This window comes from Actinoplanes sp. CA-051413, from assembly GCF_050955795.1.
GTDB lineage: Bacteria > Actinomycetota > Actinomycetes > Mycobacteriales > Micromonosporaceae > Actinoplanes.
The window spans coordinates 7,501,929-7,526,273 of record NZ_CP192100.1; the positions used below are offsets into that span (position 1 = coordinate 7,501,929).

Annotated in this window: 14 protein-coding genes; 4 read left to right on the forward strand and 10 right to left on the reverse strand. The window is 72.6% G+C overall.

Annotation, left to right across the window (positions count from 1 at the left end; genetic code table 11):
- Positions 1-268: 268 nt before the first annotated feature.
- From ACQP2Y_RS35320 to ACQP2Y_RS35335, 4 genes are all read right to left on the reverse strand, one after another.
- Entirely contained in the window at positions 269-2,791 is a 2,523-nt protein-coding gene (locus ACQP2Y_RS35320) for a DNA gyrase/topoisomerase IV subunit A (protein WP_433720360.1), read from the reverse strand.
- Positions 2,792-2,806: 15 nt separating this feature from the next.
- Positions 2,807-4,861: a DNA gyrase/topoisomerase IV subunit B gene (locus tag ACQP2Y_RS35325; protein ID WP_433720361.1), complete on the reverse strand. Its 2,055-nt coding sequence runs from the start codon at positions 4,859-4,861 to the stop codon at positions 2,807-2,809.
- 107 nt (positions 4,862-4,968) lie between these two features.
- Positions 4,969-10,242 carry a diguanylate cyclase gene (locus tag ACQP2Y_RS35330; RefSeq protein ID WP_433720363.1) on the reverse strand — a complete coding sequence of 1,758 codons (5,274 nt, stop codon included), beginning with the start codon at positions 10,240-10,242 and terminating at the stop codon, positions 4,969-4,971.
- Between the two features lie 68 nt (positions 10,243-10,310).
- Positions 10,311-10,946, reverse strand: a complete 636-nt coding sequence (locus ACQP2Y_RS35335) for an adenylate/guanylate cyclase domain-containing protein (protein WP_433720364.1) — start codon at positions 10,944-10,946, stop codon at positions 10,311-10,313.
- Positions 10,947-11,116: 170 nt separating this feature from the next.
- Between ACQP2Y_RS35335 and ACQP2Y_RS35340 the strand changes: the two genes are divergently transcribed.
- Both ACQP2Y_RS35340 and ACQP2Y_RS35345 read left to right on the forward strand, forming a co-directional pair.
- A complete protein-coding gene (locus ACQP2Y_RS35340) occupies positions 11,117-13,969 on the forward strand; it encodes a helix-turn-helix transcriptional regulator (RefSeq protein ID WP_433720366.1) in 2,853 nt (950 codons plus the stop codon).
- A 175-nt stretch (positions 13,970-14,144) separates the two neighbouring features.
- On the forward strand, positions 14,145-14,915 hold the full coding sequence (locus ACQP2Y_RS35345; RefSeq protein WP_360553358.1) for a DUF5995 family protein: 771 nt from the start codon (positions 14,145-14,147) through the stop codon (positions 14,913-14,915).
- 72 nt (positions 14,916-14,987) lie between these two features.
- On the opposite strand, the gene ACQP2Y_RS35350 is transcribed toward ACQP2Y_RS35345, so the two are convergent.
- The 5 genes from ACQP2Y_RS35350 to ACQP2Y_RS35370 are packed head-to-tail and all read right to left on the reverse strand — an operon-like array spanning position 14,988 to position 19,221.
- A complete protein-coding gene (locus ACQP2Y_RS35350; RefSeq protein ID WP_433720368.1) occupies positions 14,988-15,506 on the reverse strand; it encodes a hypothetical protein in 519 nt (172 codons plus the stop codon).
- 41 nt (positions 15,507-15,547) lie between these two features.
- Complete coding sequence (locus ACQP2Y_RS35355) at positions 15,548-16,912, reverse strand: HAMP domain-containing sensor histidine kinase (protein ID WP_433720369.1); 1,365 nt, start codon at positions 16,910-16,912, stop codon at positions 15,548-15,550.
- Positions 16,905-17,594, reverse strand: a complete 690-nt coding sequence (locus ACQP2Y_RS35360) for a response regulator transcription factor (RefSeq protein ID WP_433720371.1) — start codon at positions 17,592-17,594, stop codon at positions 16,905-16,907. The genes ACQP2Y_RS35355 and ACQP2Y_RS35360 overlap by 8 nt, the downstream gene beginning before the upstream one ends.
- A 29-nt stretch (positions 17,595-17,623) precedes the next feature.
- Positions 17,624-18,865 (reverse strand): RNA polymerase sigma factor, encoded by a 1,242-nt coding sequence (locus ACQP2Y_RS35365; protein ID WP_433720372.1) that lies wholly within the window; start codon positions 18,863-18,865, stop codon positions 17,624-17,626.
- Positions 18,862-19,221, reverse strand: a complete 360-nt coding sequence (locus ACQP2Y_RS35370) for a YciI family protein (RefSeq protein ID WP_360828507.1) — start codon at positions 19,219-19,221, stop codon at positions 18,862-18,864. The genes ACQP2Y_RS35365 and ACQP2Y_RS35370 overlap by 4 nt, the downstream gene beginning before the upstream one ends.
- 129 nt (positions 19,222-19,350) lie before the next feature.
- Here ACQP2Y_RS35370 and ACQP2Y_RS35375 point away from each other — a divergent pair, with 129 nt between their 5' ends.
- Positions 19,351-19,647, forward strand: a complete 297-nt coding sequence (locus ACQP2Y_RS35375; protein WP_433720375.1) for a hypothetical protein — start codon at positions 19,351-19,353, stop codon at positions 19,645-19,647.
- Positions 19,648-19,669: 22 nt separating this feature from the next.
- On the opposite strand, the gene ACQP2Y_RS35380 is transcribed toward ACQP2Y_RS35375, so the two are convergent.
- On the reverse strand, positions 19,670-20,602 hold the full coding sequence (locus tag ACQP2Y_RS35380) for a serine hydrolase domain-containing protein (protein WP_433720377.1): 933 nt from the start codon (positions 20,600-20,602) through the stop codon (positions 19,670-19,672).
- Between the two features lie 254 nt (positions 20,603-20,856).
- On the opposite strand from ACQP2Y_RS35380, the gene ACQP2Y_RS35385 reads away from it, so the two are divergent.
- A complete protein-coding gene (locus tag ACQP2Y_RS35385) occupies positions 20,857-24,240 on the forward strand; it encodes a galactose-binding domain-containing protein (protein WP_433720379.1) in 3,384 nt (1,127 codons plus the stop codon).
- Positions 24,241-24,345 lie beyond the last annotated feature (105 nt).

Sequence of the window (24,345 nt, forward strand, 5' to 3'; positions counted from 1 at the left end):
CCGCAACCGGCGAGGTGCGTACGCAAGACCCACCACCCACGCCGGCCCGCCCAACAAAAATCCCCTGCAAAGACCACAGCGCGGCAGCCAGACCCATCACCGCAAGGGGATCACCCACAAAGCCCTGCAACCAGCGCCGAGCAACCAAAAACGCACCCGGAACAGGAAACCATGCAAGGTTGGGGGCCGGGGTGACCAAGAACGGCATAAATGCTCCTCAAGCCGATCTTGGTCACCCCGGCCCCCAACCGTCCACCCGCAAGCAAAATCAACCCCGCTCAATCAAATGCCCAACAATCTGAGGCCCCATAAGCACAGCCACCCCAGACCCATCCCGCCGATCATCAACCGCAGGAAGCTCAACAGGATCCCCGGTAGCACTGGCCCCAACCGGCCGAGGCCCGACCCAGGCAACCACCAGAGCGGTCTCCCCCTTGAGGAACCGCTGAACCCGAACCCCGCCGGTAGCCCGCCCCTTGGCCGGATACAACCCGAACGGCGTGACCTTCACCTGGGTGCCGGTCGACGTGACGACCATCGGCTCCCCATGCTGCGGATCCGTCGTGTTCACCACGTTGAACGAAACAGCCTCGGCCCCGGACGACAGGTTCATCCCGGCCATGCCACCGCCCTTCAACCCCTGCGGCCGCACCAGCTTGGCCGGGAAGCGCAGCAGCGACGCGTCCGAGGACACGAAGGCCAGGGACTCGGCGCCGTCGGTCAGCCAGGTCGCTCCCAGCAGCTCGTCGCCGTCCTTGAGGGTGATGACTTCGAACTCGTCCGAGCGGACCGGCCATTCCGGCGCGCAGACCTTGACCACGCCCTGCCGGGTGCCCATGGCCAGGCCGGGTGAGCCGGTCGCGCCGAGCGGAGCCAGTCCGACGACCTTCTCCCCCGGCTCCAGCGGGATCAGCTCCGAGGCCGACATGCCGCCGCGCACCGAGACCGTGCCGGACTGCTCCGGCAGGACCGGCAGGGGCAGTACGTCCACCTTGAACGCCCGCCCGGTGCTCGTCACGAGCAGCACGCGGCCACGGGCGGTGGAGTGCACGACCGAGCGGACCGCGTCGTGCTTGACCCGTCCGCTGCGCCGCCGTCCCTCGGTCGCTTCTTCGCTTTCCGCCGCCGTGCGGGCGATGAGCCCGGTCGCGGAGAGGATGACCTGGCAGGGGTCGTCGGCCACTTCGAGGGGACCGGCCGGCGCGGACGCCGCCAGCACCTCCTTGAGGTCGCCGTCGATCAGCGTGGTGCGCCGGGCGCCGCCGAACTCCGAGGCCACCTCGGCCAGTTCGTCCGAGACGACCTGCTTGAGGACGTCGTCGTTGTCCAGGATCCGGCTGAGCTCCGCGATCTCGCCGCGCAGACGCTCCTGCTCGGTCTCCAGCTCGATGCGGTCGAAGCGGGTGAGCCGGCGCAGCGGGGTGTCCAGGATGTACGTCGCCTGGACGTCGCTGAGCCCGAACTCGCTCATCAGGCCCGCCTTGGCCGCCGCGGCGTCGTCGCTGCCGCGGATGATGGCGACCACCCGGTCGATGTCGATGAGGGCGATGAGCAGGCCGTCGACCAGGTGCAGGCGGTCCTGACGCTTGGTGCGCCGGTGGGTGGTCCGCCGGGTGACCACCTCGTAGCGGTGGGCCAGGAACACCTCGAGCAGCGCCTTGAGGCCCAGCGTCCGCGGCTGGCCGTCGACCAGCACCAGGTTGTTGATGCCGAAGGACGACTCCAGCGGGGTCAGCCGGTAGAGGTCGGCCAGCAGGGCCTGCGGGTTGACGCCGACCTTGCACTCGATGACCAGCCGGATGCCGTGCTCGCGGTCGGTGAGGTCCTTGACGTCGGCGATGCCCTGGAGCCGGGCCGGCTGGCGCTGGCCCTTGCGCGGGCCGGAGGTGATGAGCTTGCCCTTCACCTCGTCGGTGATCGCCTCGATGATCTTCTCGGTGCCGACGCCGTACGGGAGCTGGACGACGGTGATCGCCTGGCGGCCGCGACCGCCCTCCAGCGGGCCGGTCTGGGCGCGGGCCCGCATCCGCACCACGCCGCGGCCGGTCTCGTACGCCCGGCGGACCTCGTCGAGGCCGAGCAGCTGCCCGCCGGTTGGCAGGTCGGGGCCGGGCACGAAGCGCATGAGCGTGTCGAGGTCGGCCTCGGGGTCGGTGATCAGGTGGCGGGCCGCCGTGACGACCTCGCCCAGGTTGTGCGGGATCATGTTGGTCGCCATGCCGACGGCGATCCCGGACGTGCCGTTGACCAGCAGGTTGGGGAAGGCCGCGGGCAGCACCTTGGGCTCGAGCTCGGAGCCGTCGTAGTTGGGCTTGAAATCGACCGTGCCCTCGCCGAGCTCGCCGACCAGCAGCATCGCCTCGCGGGACATCCGGGCCTCGGTGTATCGCGAGGCGGCCGGGCCGTCGTCGGGCGAGCCGAAGTTGCCGTGCCCGTCGATCAGCGGCGCGTTGAGCGAGAAGTCCTGGGCCAGGCGCACCATCGCGTCGTAGATCGCCAGGTCACCGTGGGGGTGGTAGCGGCCCATCACGTCGCCGACCACGCGGGCGGACTTGACGTAGGCCCGGTCGGGGCGGTGGCCCTGCTCCTGCATCGACCACAGGATGCGGCGGTGCACCGGCTTGAGGCCGTCGCGGGCGTCCGGCAGGGCGCGCGAGTGGATGACCGAGTAGGCGTACTCCAGGTAGGAGTCCTCGACCTCGGTGGTGAGCGGGTTGTCGATGACCCGGGCGCCGGCCTGGTCGAAGGCCGACAGGTCCACCCGGGACTGCTCGTTCTTGCGGCGTGCCATGTCTGAAACAGCCTCTCAGGCGTCGATCGTTTCCTGGTCGATGCGGCCGGCGGCCTCGATCAGCCAGTTCTTGCGCGGCTCGACCCGCTCACCCATCAGCAGCTCCAGCGTCGCCTCGGCCCGTTCGGCGTCGTCGAGGGTGATCCGCCGGACCGTGCGGGTGGCCGGGTTCATCGTGGTGTCCCACAGCTCGTCGGCGTCCATCTCGCCGAGGCCCTTGAACCGGCTCACCGGCGCGACCGACCTGCCGGCGCGCTGCAGCCGGGTCAGTGCGGCCTCCATCTCCTGCTGGGTGTACGTGAAGATGGTCTCGGCGTTGCGGCCCTTGGTGGTGATCTTGTGCAGGGGCGGCATCGCGGCGAAGAGCCGGCCCTGCTCGATCACCGGGCGCATGTACTTGGCGAAGAGGGTGATCAGCAGGGTGCGGATGTGTGAGCCGTCGACGTCCGCGTCCGCCATGATCATGACGCGGCCGTAGCGCATCGTGCTCATGTCGAAGGTGCGGCCGGAACCGGCCCCCAGCACCTGCACGATGGCCGAGCACTCCACGTTGTCCAGGACCTGTTGCAGGCTGGCCTTCTGCACGTTGAGGATCTTGCCGCGGATCGGCAGCAGGGCCTGGTATTCGGAGCTGCGGGCCATCCGGGCGGTGCCGAGCGCGCTGTCACCCTCGACGATGTAGAGCTCGCTGCGGCCGATGCCGGTGGAGCGGCAGTCGACCAGCTTGGGCGGCATGGACGCGCCTTCGAGCGCGGTCTTGCGGCGGGCCGCGTCCTTCTGCTGCTTCTGGGTCAGGCGGACCCGGGCGGCGTCGACGACCTTCTGCAGGACCGTGCGGGCCTCGCTCTTGGTGCGCCGGTCGTCGATCCAGGCCTTGAGGTGCTGCTCGACCAGGGTCTGCAGCACCCGGGTGATGCCGGCGGTGGAGAGCTCGTCCTTGGTCTGCGAGGTGAACTGCGGCTCGGGCACCCGCACGTGGATCACCGCGGTCATGCCCTCCAGCAGGTCGTCCAGGACCGGCACGTCCTCCTTGGGCTTGAGCAGGCCGCGGGCGTTGCGGATGGCGTCGCTCAGGGCCCGGACCAGGGCCCGCTCGAAGCCCTTGCGGTGGGTGCCGCCGTGCACGTTGCGGATGGTGTTGGTGAAGGACTCCACCGTGCGGTCGTAGCCGGTGCCCCAGCGGAACGCGACCTCGACCTGGGCCTTGCGCTCGACGTTGGACTGCATCACGCCGTTGGCGTCGGCGGCGTTCTCCTTGTAGGTGCCCTCGCCGGCGACCATCAGGATGCCCGAGACGGGCTTGTCGCCGGCCGGGGTGAGGAACTCCACCATGTCGGTCAGTCCGTGCGGATAGTGGAACTTCTCCTCGGCCGGCTCCTCGCCCGTGTGGTCACGCAGCACGTACGCCACGCCGGGGACCAGGAACGCGGTGTTGCGCAGCTTGGCCCGCACCACGTCGATGTCGAGCCGGGCGCCGGTCTCGAAATACCGCGCGTCGTACCAGTAGCGGATCGAGGTGCCGGTGCGCTCGCCACGCTTCATCTTGCGCACCACGCGCAGGCCGCTCTGCGACTGGAAGGGGGCGTCCGGGCCGGGGCCGGCGAACACGCCGGGCACGCCACGCTGGAAGGACAGCTCGTGCACCTTGCCGTCGCGCCGGACGGTGACGTCGAAGCGCAGGGAGAGCGCGTTGACCGCGGAGGCGCCGACGCCGTGCAGGCCGCCGGAGGTCTTGTAGCCCGAGCCGCCGAACTTGCCACCGGCGTGCAGCCGGGTGAGCACCAGCTCGACGCCGTTGAGGCCGGACTTGGCGTTGATGTCGGTCGGGATGCCGCGGCCGTCGTCGTCGACCTGCACCGAGCCGTCGGCGTGCAGGATCACCTCGACGTGCTCGGCGTGCCCGCCGACGCCCTCGTCGGTGGCGTTGTCGAGGATCTCGTTGGCGAGGTGGTTGACGCCGCGGCTGTCGGTGGAACCGATGTACATACCCGGCCGCTTGCGGACCGCATCGAGTCCTTCGAGGTGCGTGAGGTCATCAGCCCCGTAGAGGATCTCTGGTTGCGCAGTCACGAGGTATTACTCCCGGCAGTGGCAGCTGTCAACGACGCGGCGAGCCTACCGGGCACCTCCGACGACTTTCGTGAGGCCGACCGTGAGCTGGTCTCCATAACACACGACTAAAGGGGCAAATGCTCCGGGTCGTGAGCCACAACACGATTCCGGCCGGCCTGTTTGGCCGCGTAGAGGCCGGCGTCGGCCCGCCCGAGCAGGGTGTCCGGGGTCGGGTCGCTGGGGCGCAGCCGGGCCAGGCCGACGCTGATGGTCACCGGGATCGGCCCGGAGCGGGTGTCGACCGGCGTGCCGGCCACCGCGGCCCGCAGCTCCTCCGCGAGCTTGGCCCCGGCGGAGTCGATGCCCGGCAGCAGCACCGCGAACTCCTCACCGCCGTACCGGGCGACCAGGCCGTCGGCCGGCAGGCCGCCGAGCAGGCGCTGGACCACACCCTTGATCACGTCGTCGCCGACCTGGTGGCCGTGCGCGTCGTTGATCCGCTTGAAGTGGTCGATGTCGACCATGAGCGCGGTGACCGGCCCGTCCACCGCCCGGGCGGCGGCCAGCGAGCGCTCGGCGAGCTCGAAGAACCGCCGCCGGTTGGCGACGCCGGTCAGGCTGTCGGTGGTGGCCAGCTCGGTCACCCGGCTGAACAGCCGGGCGTTGTCGAAGGCGACCATGCCCTGGCCCACCAGCGCCGCCGCGAGCCCGAGGTCGGCCGCCGCGTACGCGCCCGGCCGGTCCGACGCCAGCACCAGCACGCCCACCGCGCCGTTACGGTCGTCGAGGGTGACCGTGAGCCAGCTCTGCCCGGTCGAGTCGTCGAAGGCGCCGGCCCAGGGCGGCGTACCGTTGATCATGTCGGCCTGCCGGTTGTCCAGCAGCCCCCGCAGGTCCGGATGATCGGCCAGGGCGAGCTGCACCGGGGCCGGCCCGCCGAGCACGGTGATCTCCTCCGAGTCGGAGGTGCCGAGCAGCAGCCAGCCGCGGTTCGCGCCGGGCGTCTGCCGGGCGGTCAGCAGCAGCCGGCGCAGCACCAGCTGCGGGTCCAGGGTGCCGGTGAGCCGGGCCATCGCGCGGCGCAGCGTCTCGGCGAGGTCGCGCTGGCGGTTGGCGGCGGCCACCGCGACCTCCAGCTGGGCGGCCCGGGCCGTCTCCAGGCCGACCGCGATGTGGTGGGTGATGGCGGTCAGCACGTCGGCGTCGTCCACGGTGAAGACGCCCTTGGCGACCCGGCTGTCCAGGTAGACCACGCCGAGCAGGCGGTCGTCGAGCTCCAGCGGGGCGACCAGGATGCTGCGCAGGCCGTACTGGACCACGCTCTGCGCGCCCAGCGCCTCGCCCTGCTCGGTGCCGGTGACTACGAGGGGCTCGCGGCTGTGCCGGACCTTGTCGACGACGGTGGCGCTGTAGCCGGTCAGCTCGGCGACGTCGCGGCCGCTCGAGTCGCGGCCCACGAACGGGGCGAGCACCTGGGTCTCGGCGTCCATCAGGAACAGGATGGCGCGTTCGGCCCCCAGCAGGCGGGTGGTCTCGTCCAGGGCGACGCGGGTCAGCCGGTCGGGGTCGATGACCCGGGAGGCGGCCAGGCTGAGCTGTTCCAGGGCGGCCCAGCGCTGCCCGGACCGGCCGCGGGCGGCCACCACCGGTACGCGGTTGCGGCGCCCGGCGTCGAGCCGGAACTCGGCGGCCACCCGGCGGGCCCGGTGCGGCCAGCCACGCTCCTCGGCGATCCCGGCGGCCATCCGCGCCTGCCGGTCGGCCTCTCCGGTGCTGCCGACGGCGGCGAGCGCGCGGGCGCGTACCAGGGCAGCCTCGAAAGCCGGCAGCGGCGCGTCGACCTGGCGCAGCAGGGGCTCGGCCTTGGCCAGCAGGTCCAGCGCGGCCACGCTGCGCGCCGGGTCCAGGGCGAGCAGCGCCGCGCGGGCGACCCGGTGGTGCGCGGCCACGACGGGCCGGCGCGTGACCCGGCCGAGAGCGGAGACAGCCGCCGCGGCGACGGCGACCGCGGTGTCACGGTCGGCGGGCGCGGCCCGGCGGGCCTGCTCCAGCCGGCCGTACGCCAGGTAGACGTAGTAGCAGTGCTGGGCGGGCAGCACGTCGAGCGGGCGCAGCCCGAGGCTCTCGAAGTCCGCGACGGCGTCGTCGAAGGCGCCCTCGAGGTCGTCGCGCTCGATGGCGGACAGCATCCGGGCGATGATCGTGTCGACGACCTCGTGGATCTCCTTGGGTCCGTCCCCGGCGCGGGCGAGCGTGGTGATCGCCTCGCCGGCCCGGCCGCGCATGGCCAGCAGCCCGGCGTCGACGGCGAGCACGGCACTGCGGTCGGCGTTGCCGCCGCCCTCGAGCCAGCGCTGCCGGCCCGGGCGGGCCGCCTCGGCCTCGGTGATCTCGCCGCGCAGCAGCCAGTCCCAGCCGAGGACGGCGTAGCAGTCCAGGATCAGCCCGACGTCGAGGAAGCGGTCGCGTTCGGCCAGCACCTGGCGCACCCGCTCGCCGGAGTCGGCGCCGCTGCCGTGCACGGCGATGGCGGTCATCCAGTCGATGCGGGCGAGCAGGGTGGGGTCGCCGAACTCGTGGGCCTGCCGGACGGCGGCCGCGGTGATCCGGTCGGAGGTGCGCTGCAGTCCGAGCATCCGCAGGGCGAGGGTGAGGCCGACGAGGTCGCGGGCCCGTTCCGGGGACCGGCCGAGCCGGCTCGTCGGGTGGATGAACCGCAGGCCGTAGAGCAGTGACCGCAGCGGGCGCAGGGTCCGCACGCTGCCGGAGCCGCCGTAGTGGTAGAGCGTCGTCTGCAGCCGCAGCCGCTCGCGGTAGGCGCCCTTGGCGGTGCCGTAGCCGAGCCGGGTGACGCCGATCAGGCAGCCCACGAAGAACAGCCACATGCCGGTGAGCGCGGCCAGGACCGGGTTGCGCGGCAGCGGGCGGCCCAGCTCGGCCAGGCCCTGCTCGACCGCGCGGACCTGCGCCGCGCCACCCCAGTTGCTCTCGTGCACGCGGGCCAGGTGCAGGTGCAGGTGGGCCCGCGCGATCCGGTCGGTGGTCCCCTCCAGGGCGGTGGTCAGGGCGGCGATCGCCTCGTCGAAGCGGCCGTTCTGGTGGTACGCGACACCGAGCAGCTGGTGGAACTCGCTGCCCACGGTCAGCCCGCCGGTCTCGGCGGCCTCGGCGGCGTACTCCAGGAAGGTCAGCGCCGTGTCGGGGGCGTGCTCGGCCAGCGCCCGGGCTCCGGCGGCCTGTCCCGCGCGCAGCATCCGGGCCGGCTCGTAGGAGGGGTCGCCGAGCGCGCAGTGCCGGGCGAGGGCGTACACGTCGGCACCCTCCTTACGGTCGAGCACGTCGGCGATGCGCTGGTGGAGCCGGCGTACCTCGTCGTCGGGCAGGCCGTCGATCAGCGCGAGGCGGATGCTGTCGTGCACGAACCGCACGGTGCCCTCGCGGTGCTCGACGAGGCCGCGGCGGGCGGCGTCGGAGAGGACGTCGAGGACCCGGCGGCGGCCGACGCCGGCCACCTCGGCGACCAGGCCGGGGGCGAAGGTGGCGCCGATGACGCCGGCGAGCTGCAACAGGCGGCGGTTCTCCGGGGCCAGGGTGCCCATCCGGCGCAGCAGCAGCTGGGCGGAGTCGGCCGGCAGGGCCAGCTCCTGCACGCCGGCGGTGTCCACCCGCCAGACGCCCCAGTCGGGGGTCAGCAGGCCGGCGTCGATGACCGCCCGGGCATAACCGAGGGTCGCGAACGGGTTCCCGCCGGTCAGCACGGCGATCGCGGTGGCCCCGCGCTCGTCGATCCGGACCCCGCCGGACAGGGAGCTGATCAGGTCGCCGACCGCCGCGGCACTCAGCGGCGCCAGCGTGATGTCGGTGTCGGGGCCGGGCTGGAGGCGGTTCAGGACCATGGCGGCCGCGGGCGCGCCCTCGTCGTCGTTGCGGGCGGTGGCCACCACGAGCAGCGGCACCCCGGTGAGCCCGGCGGCGAGCTGCTCCAGCACCCGGACGGTGCCGTCGTCGAACCACTGCACGTCGTCCAGGTGCAGCAGCACCGGACCGGTCGTCCGGGCCAGGCCGGTGAGCAGGTCGGCGACGGCGGCCGAGTGCCGCTCCAGGCCGATCTCGGCGGCGACGCCGGGCACGCCGAGCGCGTCGGCCAGCGCCGGCGACAGGCTGGTCACCAGGCCGGCACCCTGCCCGGCGGCGGAGCGCAACAGCTTGCCGGCGGCGGCAGCGCCACCGGGGCGGCGCAGCAGAGCCCGGACGTACGCGTCCACGGCCGCCCGCAGCGGCGCCATCGGCCGGCGGTCGCTGGGTGAGGCCGTACCCCGCAGGACGATGCCGCCGGCCGCCACGACCAGCTCGCCCAGCTCGGCGGCCAGCCGGGTCTTGCCGCTGCCGGTGCTCCCGTGCAGCACAGCGATGCCACCACGGCCCGCCGCGGCGGCACTCCAGCGCTCCCGCAGGGCGCTGAACTCGGCGTCGCGTCCGGTCAGCGGGGCGGTGGCGAGGGTGACCGGGCCGTCCTGCTCCCCGAGCGGGAACATCGCGGCCGGGTCGGCACCGAGCCGCCGCAGGTCGGCCACCAGGCCGGCGGCGCTCTGGTAACGGTCGTCGGGGTCCTTGGCGAGCAGCCGGACGATGATCGCGGCGAAGGCGGCGCCCAGGCCGGGAGCCAGGGCCCGGGGATCCGGTACGGGCGCAGTGGCGTGCAGGTGCAGCAGCTCGCCGACGTCCCCCGCGGCGAACGGCGGGGCCCCGGTGACGCACTCGAAGAGCACCGCACCCAGGGCGTACAGGTCGGAGCGGCCGTCGACGGGCCGGTTGAGCATGCCGCTCTGCTCGGGCGGGCTGTAGAGCAGCGTGCCCGCGACCGGGTCCTCGGTGATCCCGGCGCCGGCCGAGACGCGGGTGGCCAGCCCGAAGTCGACCAGTCCGGCGCCCCCGTCCGGCCCGACGACGATGTTGTCCGGCTTGACGTCGCGGTGCACCAGGTCGTGGGCGTGCGCCGCCACCAGCGCGCCGGCGATGTCGGTGCCGATCCGCACGGCCATGGCCTCGCGGACCGGACCCCGGGCCAGGCGGGCGGTCAGCGGCTCGCCCGGGAGCAGATCCATGATCACGTACGGGCGGCCGCCGGCCGTACCGGTCTTGTGCACGCGGGGCAGGCCCGGGCTGTCGACCACGGCCAGCAGCGCGCACTGGCGGCGGAACTCGCGGACGCCCTCGGTGCTCGCGGCGATGGTGTCGCGCAGGAGTCTGAGGGCGTACTCCTTGCCCCGCAGGCGTACCCGGTGCACGACCGCCTGGTTGCCCCGGCCCAGCTCGCCCAGCACTTCGAGCCCGGCGGCGTCGCCGGGCTCGAGCTGCAGCAGGGCCGGCTCAGCCGGCGGAGAAGGCGTGGCACCCACGTTGCCTTTATCGGCTCAGGTCGGCCCCGCTGAAGTATTGGCTCCCGGCGGATCTGCCGGGCGGCCGGTCAGCCGCACGTCTGCAGGATCGGTCCGGCCGTCACCACCTGCGGATACAGCGCCCGCGACAGCTCCACCGGGGCCGACTTACCGGCCACCGAGACCGGCGGCATCTCCTGGTAGACCACCGCGTGGTCGGTCACCGCCCGGGTGGCCGCGCAGACCACCACCGTGTCGTGCGGCGCGTACGCCTGCAGCCGCGCCGCCGTGCTCACCACGCTGCCGCTGACCATCCCGTACCCGCCGTCGCGGGTCTGGTCCAGGTCGACGATGGCGTCGCCGGTGGCCAGCCCGACCCGGGTCCGTACCGGGAACCGGCCGGCCAGGAGACGCCCCCGCAGCGCCTCCTGGATGGCCAGGCCGGCCCGGACCGCTCCCACGGCCGCGCAGCTCGTGTCCTCCGGCGTGCCGGGCACCGGCCCGCCCGCCCCGAAGATCGCCATGACCGCGTCCCCGATGAACTTCTCGACCACCCCGCCCGCCGCCCGGACCTCGGCCGACACGGTGGCGAAGTAGTCCATCTGCAGATCCCGGACGTCCGCGCAGTCCAGCTCGTCGACGATGCCGGTGAAACCGACGATGTCGACGAACAGCACGGTCACTGTCTGTCGCCGGCACCGGATGCCGGCAGTCATTCTGTTCATGCCCCACGCCCCTTCGCCGCATTGGCGAGGCAAACGGTGCCAGCCGGCAGGGGTACAGCGGATCCGCAGAATGACGTATCTGTGACAGCGGGCCCAGCGTCGAATTTGTGACGCAGAACAGTCCGAACCGACGAGAACGTGCTACCCGGATCGGCACTAGGCTGCCACGCATGGCCAGCGAGGGGGACGACGCGCCTATTGTCGGACGTACCGGCACTTTGACCGCGGTTCGCACGGACCTGCTGGACGCCGGTCCCAGCGGCACCGCGGCGGTGTTCGTCACCGGCGAGAGCGGCGTGGGCAAGAGCCGCCTGCTGCGCGAGACGGCGGATGCCCTGCGTGACGCGGGTGTCGCCGTGCTGTCCGGCACCTGCCTGGACATCGGCGACGCCTCTCCCCTGCACCCGGTCCTGCAGGCGCTGCGCCGCGCCGGGGTGCACGCCGACACCGCCCCGGTGGACGCCGCCGCCAACCAGGACGGCGCGGGCGTACTCCTCGAACGGGTCTCCCAGCAGCTGCGTTCGCTGGCCCAGGGCCGGCGGCTGCTGCTCGTGCTCGACGACCTCCAGTGGGCCGACCGCAGCACCCGGCAGCTCCTGCTCTACCTGCTGGCGGGCCTCGGCGAGATCAACCTGTCGGTGCTGGCGGCGGTCCGGGCCGAGTCGCTGCACGGCTCCCATCCGCTACGGCGGGTGCTGGCCGAGCTGCGCCGGTTGCGGTCCGTACGCGTGCTCGACCTGGCCCCGCTCGACCAGGAGTCGACCGGTGAGCTGGTCGCCGCGATCGCCGGCGCCGACGTGGCCCCGGAGGACGCCGACCGGGTCTACAAGCGCAGCGGCGGCAACCCGTTCGTGGTCGAGGAGCTCTCCCGGGACCTGCGGGACGGCCGGGTCGAGCTGTCCGACACGCTGCGCGAGATCTTCCTGTCCCGGGTCGACGAGCTGCCCCCGCACGCCCACGACGTGGTGCACGCCGTCGCCGCCGGGGTCGAGCCGGTCGAGCACGCCCTGCTGGCCCGGGTCCTGCCGCTGCCGGAGACGGAGCTGATCGAGGCGATCCGGGCCGCGGTCGCGCACCGCTTCGTGACCAGCGCGGCCGACGGCTACCGGCTGCGGCACCAGGTCGTCGCCGAGGTCCTCGAGCACGAGGTGTTGCCGGCCGAGCACGCCGCCCGGCACCGCCGCTACGCCGAGGCCCTGGAGGCTGTCCCCGGCGCCGCCGACCACGCCCGGCTGGCGCATCACTGGCGGCAGGCGGGCGAGCCCGCCCGGGCGATGCCCTCGGTCGTCGCCGCGGCCCGGGCCGCCGAGCAGCTCTACGGCTTCGCCGAGGCGCACCGCTACTGGAGCATGGCCCTGGAGCTGGGCTGCGACCAGGCCCCCGAGCGCACCGAGCTGCTCGCGCACGCCGCCGAGTCGGCGCACCGCTGCGGCGAGCACCAGCGGGCCCTGACCCGGCTCGAGGAGCTGGCCGCCCGCCCGGACGGCCCGGGGGCCTGCGAGATCCACCTGCGCCGGGCCCGCTACCTGGCCGCGGCGGGCCGCTCGGCGACCGCCGAGATCGAATACGAGCGGGCGCTGGCGTTCGCCGAGTGCACCCCGTCGGAGCAGGCCAGCGCGGCCGCGCACCTCGCCGAGCTGCTGGTCCACCTGGGCCGCTACGCCGACGCCGGGGTCCGCGCGCGCGACGCGCTGGAGCTGGCCGAGAAGGCCGACGGCTCGACCGCCGACCTGGTCCGGGCCAGCGCTGCGCTGGGCTTCAGCCTGGCCTTCCGGGAGGATCCCGACGCGGGGCTGGCGGTGATCCGCCAGGCGGTGGAGATCGCCGAGCGCTCGGGGCACCCGGACGACATCGGCTGCGCCTATCTGCACCTGGCCGAGCTGCTCACCGGGCCGCTGAACAGCGTCGAGGAGGGCGTGCTGGTGGCCCGCCGCGGCGCGGAGAAGCTGGCCGCGATCGGGCTCGGCCGCACCTACCAGACCCGGCTGCTGGCCATCGCCGCCAACGGGCTGTTCCGGATCGGCGACTGGACCGAGATGGAGAAGGTGCTCGACACCGCGATGCGGCACCGCCCGTCCGGCGCCGACGCGGTCGAGCTGCTGCTGTCGCGCTGCCGGCTGTGGGTCGGCGTCGGCGACGTCGAGCAGGCCGACCGCGACCTGGAGGCGGTGGCGACGATCCTCGCCGGTGGCGGGGCCCGGCACGTGCTGCCGATGCTCACCCTGCGGGCCGGGCTGGCCATGTGGCAGGGCCGGCACGCGGAGGCGCGGGCCGCCGTGCAGCGCGGCCTGACCGAGACCCGCTCGGACGACCTGGTGCTGCTCGGTGTGCTGGCCTGGCACGGGCTGCGCGCCGAGGCGGAGGCCCAGGCCGGCGGCAAGGTGCCGGTGGACCTGGGGGCGGTGCGCCGGCTGCAGACCGTGGTCGAGCGGATGGCCAAGGGTGCGGGCAACGCGGCCCCGCCGGTGCGCGCCGTGGTCGACGGTTACCTGGACCTGTGCGCGGCCGAGCAGAGCCGGATCGACGAGCGCAACGACCCGGAGCTGTGGGCCCGGGCCGCGACGGCGTGGGACAGGCGCAAGCAGCCGTACCCGGCGGCGTATTCGCGGCTGCGGCAGGCCGAGGCCACCTTCGCGCGCCGGCCGGGCCGTTCCAACCGCGGGCGGGCGGCGGCCACGATGGCGCTGCGCGAGGCGTACGCGACCGCAAGGGCCATGGGCGCCAAGCCGTTCGCGGCCGAGATCACCGCGGTGGCGACCCGGGCCCGGGTCGCCCTGACCGGCGACGAGGACACGGTTCCGATCCCGCCGCCGAGCCGCGACTCCGGCGACGAGCTGGACGTGCTGACCGAGCGCGAGCGGGAGGTCCTGGCGGCGGTCGCCGAGGGGCTGACCAACCGGGAGATCGGTCAGGCTCTGTTCATCAGTGAGCGGACCGTCGGCGTGCACGTCGGGCACATCTTCGACAAGCTCCAGGTGCGCACCCGGGTGCAGGCCAGCCGGGTGTTCCTCCGGGCGGCGTGACCTTTTCGTTATCTACGTACGCGGAATACGTCGTTCTACCGATCCCCACGCCCGTCCCCGATGAAAGGCTGACTCTCGTTCGGGGGAGCACCGCCCGGCCGGCCGGCCCGACCAGGCCGCCGGGCGGTGCTGGAGGGCCTCCGCGAGGGAGTTCCGTGTGTGGAGGACCGCGATGATCACCGATTCCGTCTGGGGGCCTGTCCGCCAGGACATGGCCGACGTGCTGGCCGGGCACCCCGATGACGTACCCGCGGTGGTCGACCAGCTCACGAAGCTCCAGGACGTACTGGAGCGGGTGCCGCCGCTGCTGGACAGCAACCCGCTCGCCGACTTCAACAAGCTCTACCTGACCATCACGACCAGCGTGCTCGAGCGCCTGTACGCGGGCCGGTTCGCCGACCCGGCGTTCCTGTCCCGCCTGGACGTGGAGTTCGCCGCCCGCTACTTCGACGCCCTGCGCCAGTGGTCGGACGCCAGCGCCGGCTGCCCGCGGGCCTGGTCCGTGCTGTTCCACCGGATCCCCGGCCCGGACGCGCGCCCGTTGCCGTCGGCGGCCGCCGGGGTCAACGCGCACATCAACTTCGACCTGCCGTTCGCCCTGGTCACGACCTTCGACCACCTGGGCTCCGACCCGGTCGACGACAGCGACCAGCACCACGACTATCTGCAGATCAACGACATCTTCGCCGAGTCCATCCCCGGGCTGCGCCGCGGCTTCCTGGAGAAGTGGCAGCTGATCATCGACATGATGAACGGCGACCTGGACGACTGGTGGCAGGGCGAGCTGATCGAGTACACCCGCAACGTGGCCTGGCGCAACTCGCAGAAGCTCTGGTGCGTACGCCATGACCTGCAGGCCCTCGGCCGGGAGCGGACGCGCCTGGACGGCACCGCCGAGGCTTTCGGCAAGCTGCTGATGTCGCCGATGGGCGCCATCCTGCAGTGACCTGATCTTTCTTCCGGGGGGCGGGGTGCAGGGCCCGTGCTTGTCCAAGAGCACGGGCCCTGAACCTCCGGGCTACTTGATCACGACGAGCCGGGCGACGTTCTTGCCGCCGTCCTTGGCGCCGGCGAGGCCGATCTCCGCGCCGCTCTTGATCGCGGCGGCCTCGGCCTTCTTCTTGTCCTGCACGACCCGCAGCTTGTCGCCGTAGGTCCAGGTCTGCGCGAAGCCGTCGGCCGACTTGACGCTCACCGTCGTGGCGTCCACGGCGGTGACCGTGCCGCGCTGCACGACGACGGTCTTGACGCCGTCCTTGCCCTGCACCGTCATCTCCCCGTGCAGAGTGTTCTTCCGTAGGAACTTGCGGGCCCGGGGGTGCTTGCCAGCCTTGTCCGGCTTGGCCGCGGCGGAGGCCGACGGCGCCGGGTCCGCCTCCAGACCGACGGCGGCGAGCGCGAAAGTCTCGTCCGCGACGTCCGCCGCGGGCGCCGCCGGGGCACCGGCCGGGGCCGCGCCACCGCCGCAGCCGCTCAGCCCGAGCAGACCGGCGAGGCTCACAGTGGTCAGGGTCAGCGCGATACGGGTTCGTGTCATGCCGCCAAGACTGCGCCGGCCGTGCACGGGCCGGATCAGCGTCATGTTCGGGTTGAGTAAGGGCCGGTGGCGGCAGGCAGGGCGATGGTGAACATCGCGCCGCCCTCGGGAGCGTGGCCGGCCGCGATGGTGCCGCCGAGCCGCCCGACCAGGCGGGCGGCCAGCGCCAACCCCAGACCGCTACCGGTACGCCGGATGCCCCGGTACCGCCGCTGCAGCGCGCCACGCTGGAACGCCACCGCCAGGTCTTCGTCGGAGAAGCCGGGACCCCCGTCCCGGATCTCGAGCACGCCGCCGTGCGGGCCGGGCCGTACCGCCAGGATCAGCGGGGCACCCGGCGGCACAACCCGCAGCGCGTTCTCACAGAGCCCGTCGATCACCTGGCGGATGCGGCCGGGATCGGTGGCCACCACGACCGGCTCGGCGAGCAGCTCGGTGCGCACCTGCGGGCCGTCCGGGCCGCAGCGCCGGGCCCACGCCTCGGCGGCCGACCCGGCCAGGTCGACCAGGTCCACCGGCACGATGTCCACGGGCAGGTCCGCGGCCTCCAGGCGGGCGAGCACCAGCAGGTCCGAGATCAGCCGGTCGAGCCGGTCGGCCTCGGCGACCATGGTCTGCCCGGCCCGCGCAGCGTCGTCGGCGGCGACCACCCCGTCGGCCAGGGCCTCGGCGTAGCCGCGGATCGTGGACAGCGGGGTACGCAGCTCGTGCGACACCGACAGCAGGAACTCGCGTTCCCGGCCCTCGCTGATCTGCAACGCCGCGCCGAGCTGGTTGAGCGCGGACGCGAGCTCGGCCACCTCGGCGGGAGGTCGCACCGCGAGGCGTACCGAGCGGTCACCGGACGAGAGCCGGCCCGCCGCCACGGCCGCCTGCCGCAGCGGCCGGGCGATGAAACGGGCCAGCAGCGCTCCGGCGAGGACACCACCGAGCAGGCCGGCCAGCAGTGCGAGCCACACTCCGCCGAGGACGCGGGCCGCCGTACCGGAAGCGGTGTCGCGGGTGAGGACCACCCCGCTGGTGTTGCCCCGCAAAGGCCGGCCGACGATCAGCACCGCGCGCCCGCCGACCGTGCCGCGGGTGTTGACCGTCGCGCCGCCGGCGACCTGGGTGACCACCCGGTCCGGCAGCCCGGCCCGGTCGACGGTGCCCCGCCGGATCAGATAGACGTCGACGCCGTCGGCCCGCAGCCGGGACACGATCCGCTCCCGGGCCACCTGACGTTCGGTGGTGAGCAGCTCGACCGCAAGCGCGGACTTCTCCATCAGTTCGTCGCGAGCGGCGTTGTTGGCCGAACGCACCGCGATGGGCAGCGCCACGAGCGCGGTGATGATGACGGCGACGACGGCCGTGGCCGCGGTGACCAGGACGGTCCGGCCGGACAGGGTGCCGAGGATGCTACGCATCGGCTGTGTAGCCGACCCCGCGGACCGTGCGGATCAGGGTCGCGGCGGCGCCCAGCTTGGCGCGCACCTGGGCCACGTGCACATCGACCGTACGGGTACCCGCCGGCGACGCGTACCCCCAGACGCTGGCCAGCAGCTCCTCCCGGGTGAAGACCCGCCCCGGGCGCCCGAGCAGGTGCGCGAGCAGGTCGAACTCGGTGGGGGTGAGCGTCAGCGGCACACCGTCCACGGTGACCAGATGTCGGCCGGAGTCCAGCTGCAACGGCCCCAGCGTGCGCACGTGGCCGCCGTCGGGTGGCCCGGCGGCGCGGCGCAGCAGGGCCCGTACCCGGGCGACCAGCTCCCGCGGGCTGAACGGCTTGGTGAGGTAGTCGTCGCCGCCGAGCTCGAGGCCGAGGATCCGGTCGACCTCGTCGTCACGGGCGGTGAGGAAGACGACGGGGGTCCAGTCACCGGCCTCCCGCAGCCGGCGGCAGATCTCGGTGCCCTCCATCCCGGGCAGCGCGATGTCCAGCACGCACGCGACCGGCCGCAACCGCCGGGCCGCGGCCAGCCCGGCCGGGCCGTCGTGCTCGACGTGCACCCCGAAGCCGTCCCGGCTCAGGTAGAGCCGGACCAGGTCCGCGATCGGCCGTTCGTCCTCGACCAGCAGGATCAGGCCCTTGGCGGGAGGTTCACTCACCGGACCATCATGCCCGGCTCAGGCCCGGCTCAATGTTCGGATGAGGTACGGGTCGACAGCGCCGCCGCCCGCAGCGTCAGATACCGCTGCTCGGGCAGGCTGGCCGTCATGGCCGCCGCCCGCAGGTAACTGCTGTGCGCCGCGGTGTGGTCGCCGGCCAGCTCCAGCAGGTGCGCGCGGACGGACTCGAGCCGGTGGTTGCCCGTCATCCGCTCGTCACCGTCGAGCTCGGCCAGCACGGCGAGCCCGGCCAGCGGCCCGCGCGCCCGGGCCACGGCCACCGCCCGGTTCAGCGTGACCACCGGACCGGGCGAGACGCGTTCCAGCACCTCGTAGAGGGCGAGGATCTGCGGCCAGTCGGTCTCCGCTGCGGTGCGGGCCTCGTCGTGCACCGCCGCGATCGCGGCCTGCAACTGGTACGGCCCCAGCGGCCCCCGGCCCAGCGTCCCGGAGACCAGCGCGACCCCCTCGGCGATGAACGCGGCATTCCACAGTCCCCGATCCTGCTCGTCCAGAGGCACCAGCGCGCCGTGCTCGTCGGTCCGCGCCGGGCGCCGCGCGTCGGTGAGCAGCATGAGCGCGAGCAGCCCGGCCGTCTCCCCGTCGCCGGGCAACAGCCGGTGCAGCATCCGGGTCAGCCGGATCGCCTCGGCGGTCAGGTCGGCCCGTTGCAGGTCGGGCCCGGCACTCGTGGTGTAGCCCTCGTTGAAGACCAGGTAGAGCACCTGCCGTAAGACCTGGAGCCGGTCGGCCCGCTCAGCCTCGGGCGGCGCCTCGAAGCCCAGCCCGCTGGTGCGGATCCGCTGCTTGGCCCGGCTGATCCGCTGGGCCATCGTGGCCTCGGGCACCAGGAACGCCCGGGCGATCTCCGCGGTGCTCAGGCCACCGACCGCGCGCAGCGTCAGGGCGAGCTGCGAGGGCGGCGACAACGACGGGTGGCAGCAGAGGAAGAGCAGAGTGAGGGTGTCGTCCTCGTCGACGGCGGCGGCCGGGTCGGCCGGCTCGAGCAGCGCGACGTGCTCCTCGCGGGCGCGGCGGGCGCTCTCGCTGCGCCACTCGTCGACCAGGCGTCGGCCGGCCACGGTGATCAGCCAGGACCGCGGGCTGTCGGGCACCCCCTCGACCGGCCACTTGAGGGCGGCGGAGAGCAGGGCCTCCTGGACCGCGTCCTCGGCGGCGTCGAACTGCCCGTACCGGCGGACGAGGACCCCGAGGACCTGCGGCGCGAGCTCGCGCAGCAGGCCCTCGACACCGGGCTGGTCCGTGGTCACTGCTCGGGCGGCCCGTCGGGAACCTCGCGCAGCTCGACCCGCTCGGCCCAGACGACGATCTGGCCGGCCCGCTCGATCGCCCGCTGCTCGTCCTTCACCTCGAGCACCCAGTAGCCGGCCAGCGACTCCTTGGCCTCGGCGAACGGCCCGTCGGTCACCACGACCTGGCCGTCGACCAGCGAGACGGTCTTGGCCGAGGTGGGATCGGCCAGCCCGCGGGCCTCGACGAACTCACCGGCCTGCTCCAGCTCGGCATTGAACGACATCATGAACTGGATCATCTCGGAGACCCACTCCTGACTCCGGCTCTGCATCATGGTGGCGCCGTCACCGAACATCATCAGCATGTACTTCATGGCTCAGTCTCCCAGCCCTCGGGTGCCCCCGGCGGGGCACTTCCACCGGTGAGTCGGAGACCCGGCCCCGTTCTCTACACACCCCACAAAGAAATTCTCGGCTCGCCCGGCCGCACTATCCTCCCGGGCATGCCGACCGTCGATGTGTTGCTGCTCGTGGCCGAGGCTGTGCTGGCCGTGCTGGTGCTCGCGTCGGCGGTCTGGCTGGTGGTGCAGCACAACCGCCGGCCGGGCCGGGTCCGGCTCTTCCGGAGGCCGGTCCCGCGACCGCGGCTGCTGGCCGGGGCGTACGCGGTGCTCGCCCTCGGGACCGGCATCCACGTGGTTCAGGACCTCACCGGCAACAGCCTCACGCTGCTGCTGATTTCGCTGGCCACTCTGGGCGCGTTCGTAATCCTGCTCTCCTTCGCTCGCCGCCCCGTCTGACGGGATTCCTTGCGGGGCGGCGTCAGCCGAGCAGCCGGTCGAGCAGGTCGTCGGTGAGGCCGATGTGACGGTCGGCCGGATCGCGCAGGGCGACCGTCAGCAGCGTCAGACCGGCGTCGGGTGACCTGGCGTGGAGCAGTCGCAGCTGCTGCCAGCCGCCGCCGTGCCGGTAGACGCGCCGGCCGCGGTGGACCCGCACGCCGATACCCCAGGCGTAGTCGAGCGGCGTGCCGTCGTCCAGGAATCCCGGCGTCTGCAGCAATCCCGAGATGTGCAGCCGGTCCTCGTTGAGGCCGTCGCCCCAGCGCAGCAGGTCGGCGGGCGTACTCCACACACCCCCGTCGCCCAGTGACAACGGGGCCGGATGCGGTGACTCGATGGGGACGGCGCCCGGGGGCTGAGCCGAGGGACCGGGCCAGTACAGCGTGCGCGACATCCCCAGCGGCGCGAAGAGGTGATCGCGGGCGAAGCCGGGCAGGGGCTGTTCCGTGGCCCGTTCCACGATCGCGGCGAGCAGGATGTAGCCGGCGTTCGAGTAGGCGAACCGGCTTCCCGGCTCGGAATCGGATGCGGGTGAGGACTTCAGGGCTGTCAGCATGCCGGCGGAGGTGCGGTCGCCGGGGCCTTGCAGCCGGGCGTCGTCGGGCAGCCCGGCCGTGTGGTGCAGCAGGTGGCGCAGCCGCACCGCGCCGGCCCAGGACGGCAGGTCCGGCAGCCAGTGGCGCGCCGATGTCTCGGTGTCCACCTGGCCCCGCCTGACCAGCAGGGCGAGACAGGCCGCCGTCATCTGCTTGGCCACGGAGGCGATGTAGATCATCGACTCCGCACCCGGACCTTCCACGGGACGCGTGACGACCATCGGTTCCTGACCCGGACGGCGGATCGCTACTGCCACCGGCTCCTGCGGTCCATAGCCCGCCCGCTCGATCAGCTCCGCAACTCCACCTTCGTCCATCGGGTCACCGTAGCCGTGGAGAGCGCTTTCCATAGGAGCCGTCTCGCCGTACCGTAAGACCGTGTTTGTCGCTTCCTGGGCACGGAATGCTTGACACATCGGAAAACTGGGCGCAACACTGCGGCGGTATGGAGAGCGCTCTCCATTGATCACTCCCCCCGTGACTCCGTCCCCGAACGTCAGGAGTTCCCGTGCATCCGGCATCCCCCCAGGCGCTGTCCCCGCACGCGCCCCGACCTCGACGCTGGCGCCGGTTGATCCCCGTCACCGTGCTCGCCGTCGTCGCCGCCTATGTGGGCGTCGTGCAGTTCACCGCGCACGCCGCCGATTCCCTGCTGTCGCAGGGCAAATCCGCGACCGCGTCGTCGCAGGAGGGTGCGGACGTCGCCGCCGCCCTCGCGGTGGACGGCAACGCCGGTACGCGCTGGTCGAGCCAGTTCAGTGATCCCCAGTGGCTGCGGGTGGACCTCGGCACCACCGCCACGATCAGCCAGGTCGTCCTGCAGTGGGAGGGCGCGTACGCGAAGGCGTACAAGATCCAGACCAGTGCCGACGCCACCACCTGGACCGACATCCACAGCACCACCACCGGCGCCGGCGGCACCGAGACGCTCACCGTGAGCGGCACCGGGCGCTACGTCCGGATGTACGGCACCACCCGCGCCAGCGGCTACGGCTACTCCCTCTACGAGTTCAAGGTCTACGGCTCCACCGGCGCACCCACGGCCTGTGGCACCACGAACGCTGCCCAGGGCAAGCCGGCCACCGCCTCCACGCAGGAGGGTGCGGACGTCGCCGCGGGCAAGGCCGTCGACGGGGACGCGGGCTCCCGCTGGTCGAGCGAGTTCGCCGATCCCCAGTGGCTGCGCGTGGACCTGGGCAGTTCCCAGGCGATCTGCCAGGTGGTCCTGCAGTGGGAGGGCGCGTACGCCAAGGCGTACAAAATCCAGACCAGTGCCGACGGCACCACCTGGACCGACATCCACACCACCACCACCGGCGCCGGCGGCACCGAGACCCTCACCGTCAGCGGCACCGGCCGCTACGTCCGCATGTACGGCACCACCCGCGCCAGCGGCTACGGCTACTCCCTCTACGAGTTCAAGGTTTTCACCGGTGGCAGCACGACGCCGCCCACCGACCCGACCACGCCGCCGCCCGTGCCCGGTGACTTCACCACCGTCTGGACCGACGACTTCAGCGGCGCCGCCAACACCTCGCCGAACGCGGCGAACTGGCTGCTGCGCACCGGCACCCAGTATCCCGGCGGCGCCGCGAACTGGGGCACCGGCGAGGTCGAGACCGCGTCGAACTCCACCGCCAACGTCTACCTCGACGGCGCCGGCAAGCTGAACATCAAGGCGACCCGTGACGGCGCCGGCAAGTGGACCTCGGGGCGTATCGAGACCCAGCGCACCGATTTCGAGCCGCTGGCCGGGCAGCAGACGAAGTTCACCGCCGTCCTGAAGCAGCCCGACGTGGCCAACGGCGCCGGCTACTGGCCCGGCTTCCGGGCCACCGGCGCGGCCTACCGGGGCAACTACACCAACTGGCCCGGCGTCGGCGAGACCGACATCATGACCGACGTCAACGGCCGCAGCCAGCTCTCCCAGACCCTGCACTGCGGCACCGCACCCGACGGGCCGTGCGCGGAGTACAACGGCCGGCAGAGCGGGCTCGCGAGCTGCACCGGCTGCCAGACCGGCTTCCACGAGTACACCCAGGTCATCGACCGCACCAGGACCGACGAGGAGATCCGCTTCTACCTCGACGGCCGGCAGACCTGGGTGGTCCGCGAGTCGCAGGTCGGCGTGACCGCGTGGCGCGCGGCCGTGCACCACGGCTTCTTCCTGCGCTTCGACCTGGCCATCGGCGGCTCGCTGCCGAACGCGATCGCGGGCTTCACCACGCCCACCCCGGAGACCACCTCGGGCGGCGTGCTCAGCGTCGACTCGGTGACCGTGGCCCGGGCCACCGGCACCACCCCGGCGGCGATGACCGACCCGGCCACCCCGGCCGGCCCGTCCACCGTCCGGGTCACCGGTACGCAGGGCAACTGGCAGCTGAACGTCAACGGCGCGCCGTACGAGGTCAAGGGCATCACCTACGGCCCGCCGCAGGCCGCCGCCGACGGCTACCTGCGGGACCTGAAGAACATGGGCGTCAACACGATCCGCATCTGGGGACCGGACGACAACACCCCGGCGCTCCTCGACCGGGCCGCCCAGCAGAACATCAAGGTCGTCGTCGGCCTCTGGCTCAACCACGGCGCCGACTACGTCAACGACACCGCGTACAAGTCCTCGGTGAAGGCCGAGATCGTGGCCCGGGTCAACGCGCTCAAGGGCCGGCAGGGCGTCCTGATGTGGGACGTCGGCAACGAGGTCATTCTGGAGATGCAGAACTACGGGCTGGCCGCCGACGTGGTCGAGGCGCGCCGGATCGCCTACGCCAAGTTCGTCAACGAGGTCGCCGAGGCGATCCACGCGGTGGACCCGAACCACCCGGTCACCTCGACCGACGCGTACACCCACGCCTGGACGTACTACAAGCCGTACGCCCCGGCCCTGGACCTGCTGGCCGTCAACTCCTACGGCGCGATCGACACGGTCAAGCGGGACTGGATCGCCGGCGGCTACACCAAGCCGTACATCCTGACCGAGGGCGGCCCGGCCGGCGAGTGGGAGGTGCCCAACGACGTCAACGGGGTCCCGGACGAGCCGACCGATCTGCAGAAGCGGGCGGGGTACACGTACAGCTGGAACGCGATCAAGGGCCACCCGGGTGTGGCGCTGGGCGCGACCGAGTTCCACTACGGACTGGAGAACGACTTCGGCGGCGTCTGGCTGAACACGTTCACCGGTGGCTGGCGGCGGCTCGGCTACCACGCGCTGAAGCAGGCGTACACCGGACAGGCGTCGGCGAACACCCCGCCGGAGATCACCACCATGACGGTGAGCCCGCAGACGGCCGTGCCGGCCGGTGGCACGTTCACCGTGAATGTCGCCGCGACCGATCCGCAGGGCGATCTCATCCGGTACAACCTGATGGCGAGCGACAAGCACATCACCGGCAACCGCGGCCTGACCAATCTGAGCTTCACCCAGAACGGCAATCAGTTCACGGTTCGCGCGCCGGAACAGCTCGGCGTCTGGAAGGTCTACGTGTACGCGTTCGACGGCCAAGGCAACGTGGGCATCGAGCAGCGCTCGTTCAAGGTGGTCCCGCCGACGATCCCGGGCACGAACCTGGCCCGCGGCAAGACGGTGACCGCGTCGACGTACCAGCCGACCGGCACGAACGGGCCGCAGCTGCCGGCGTACGCGGTCGACGGTGACTACGGCACCCGCTGGGCCAGCGAATGGGTCGACACCGCGTGGGTACAGGTCGACCTGGGCTCGGTGCAGTCGTTCAACCGGGTGCTGCTGGCCTGGGAGGCGGCGTACGCCAATGGTTACACGGTGCAGGTGTCGGACAACGGCAGCACCTGGCAGACGATCCACACGACGACCGGCGGCAACGGCGGCTTCGACGACCTGGCGATCAGCGGCACGGGCCGCTACGTCCGGGTCTCCGGCACCGCCCGCGCCACCGACTACGGCTACTCGCTCTGGGAGTTCGGCGTCTACCGCAGCTGACCACGGTGGCGCCCTCGCTCCTGCGGGGGCGCCACTGTCGAATGGACCTTCCGGCTGCTCTTCCTGGCCGAGATCGCGGTCCGGATCCTGGCCCACAGCCGGGTG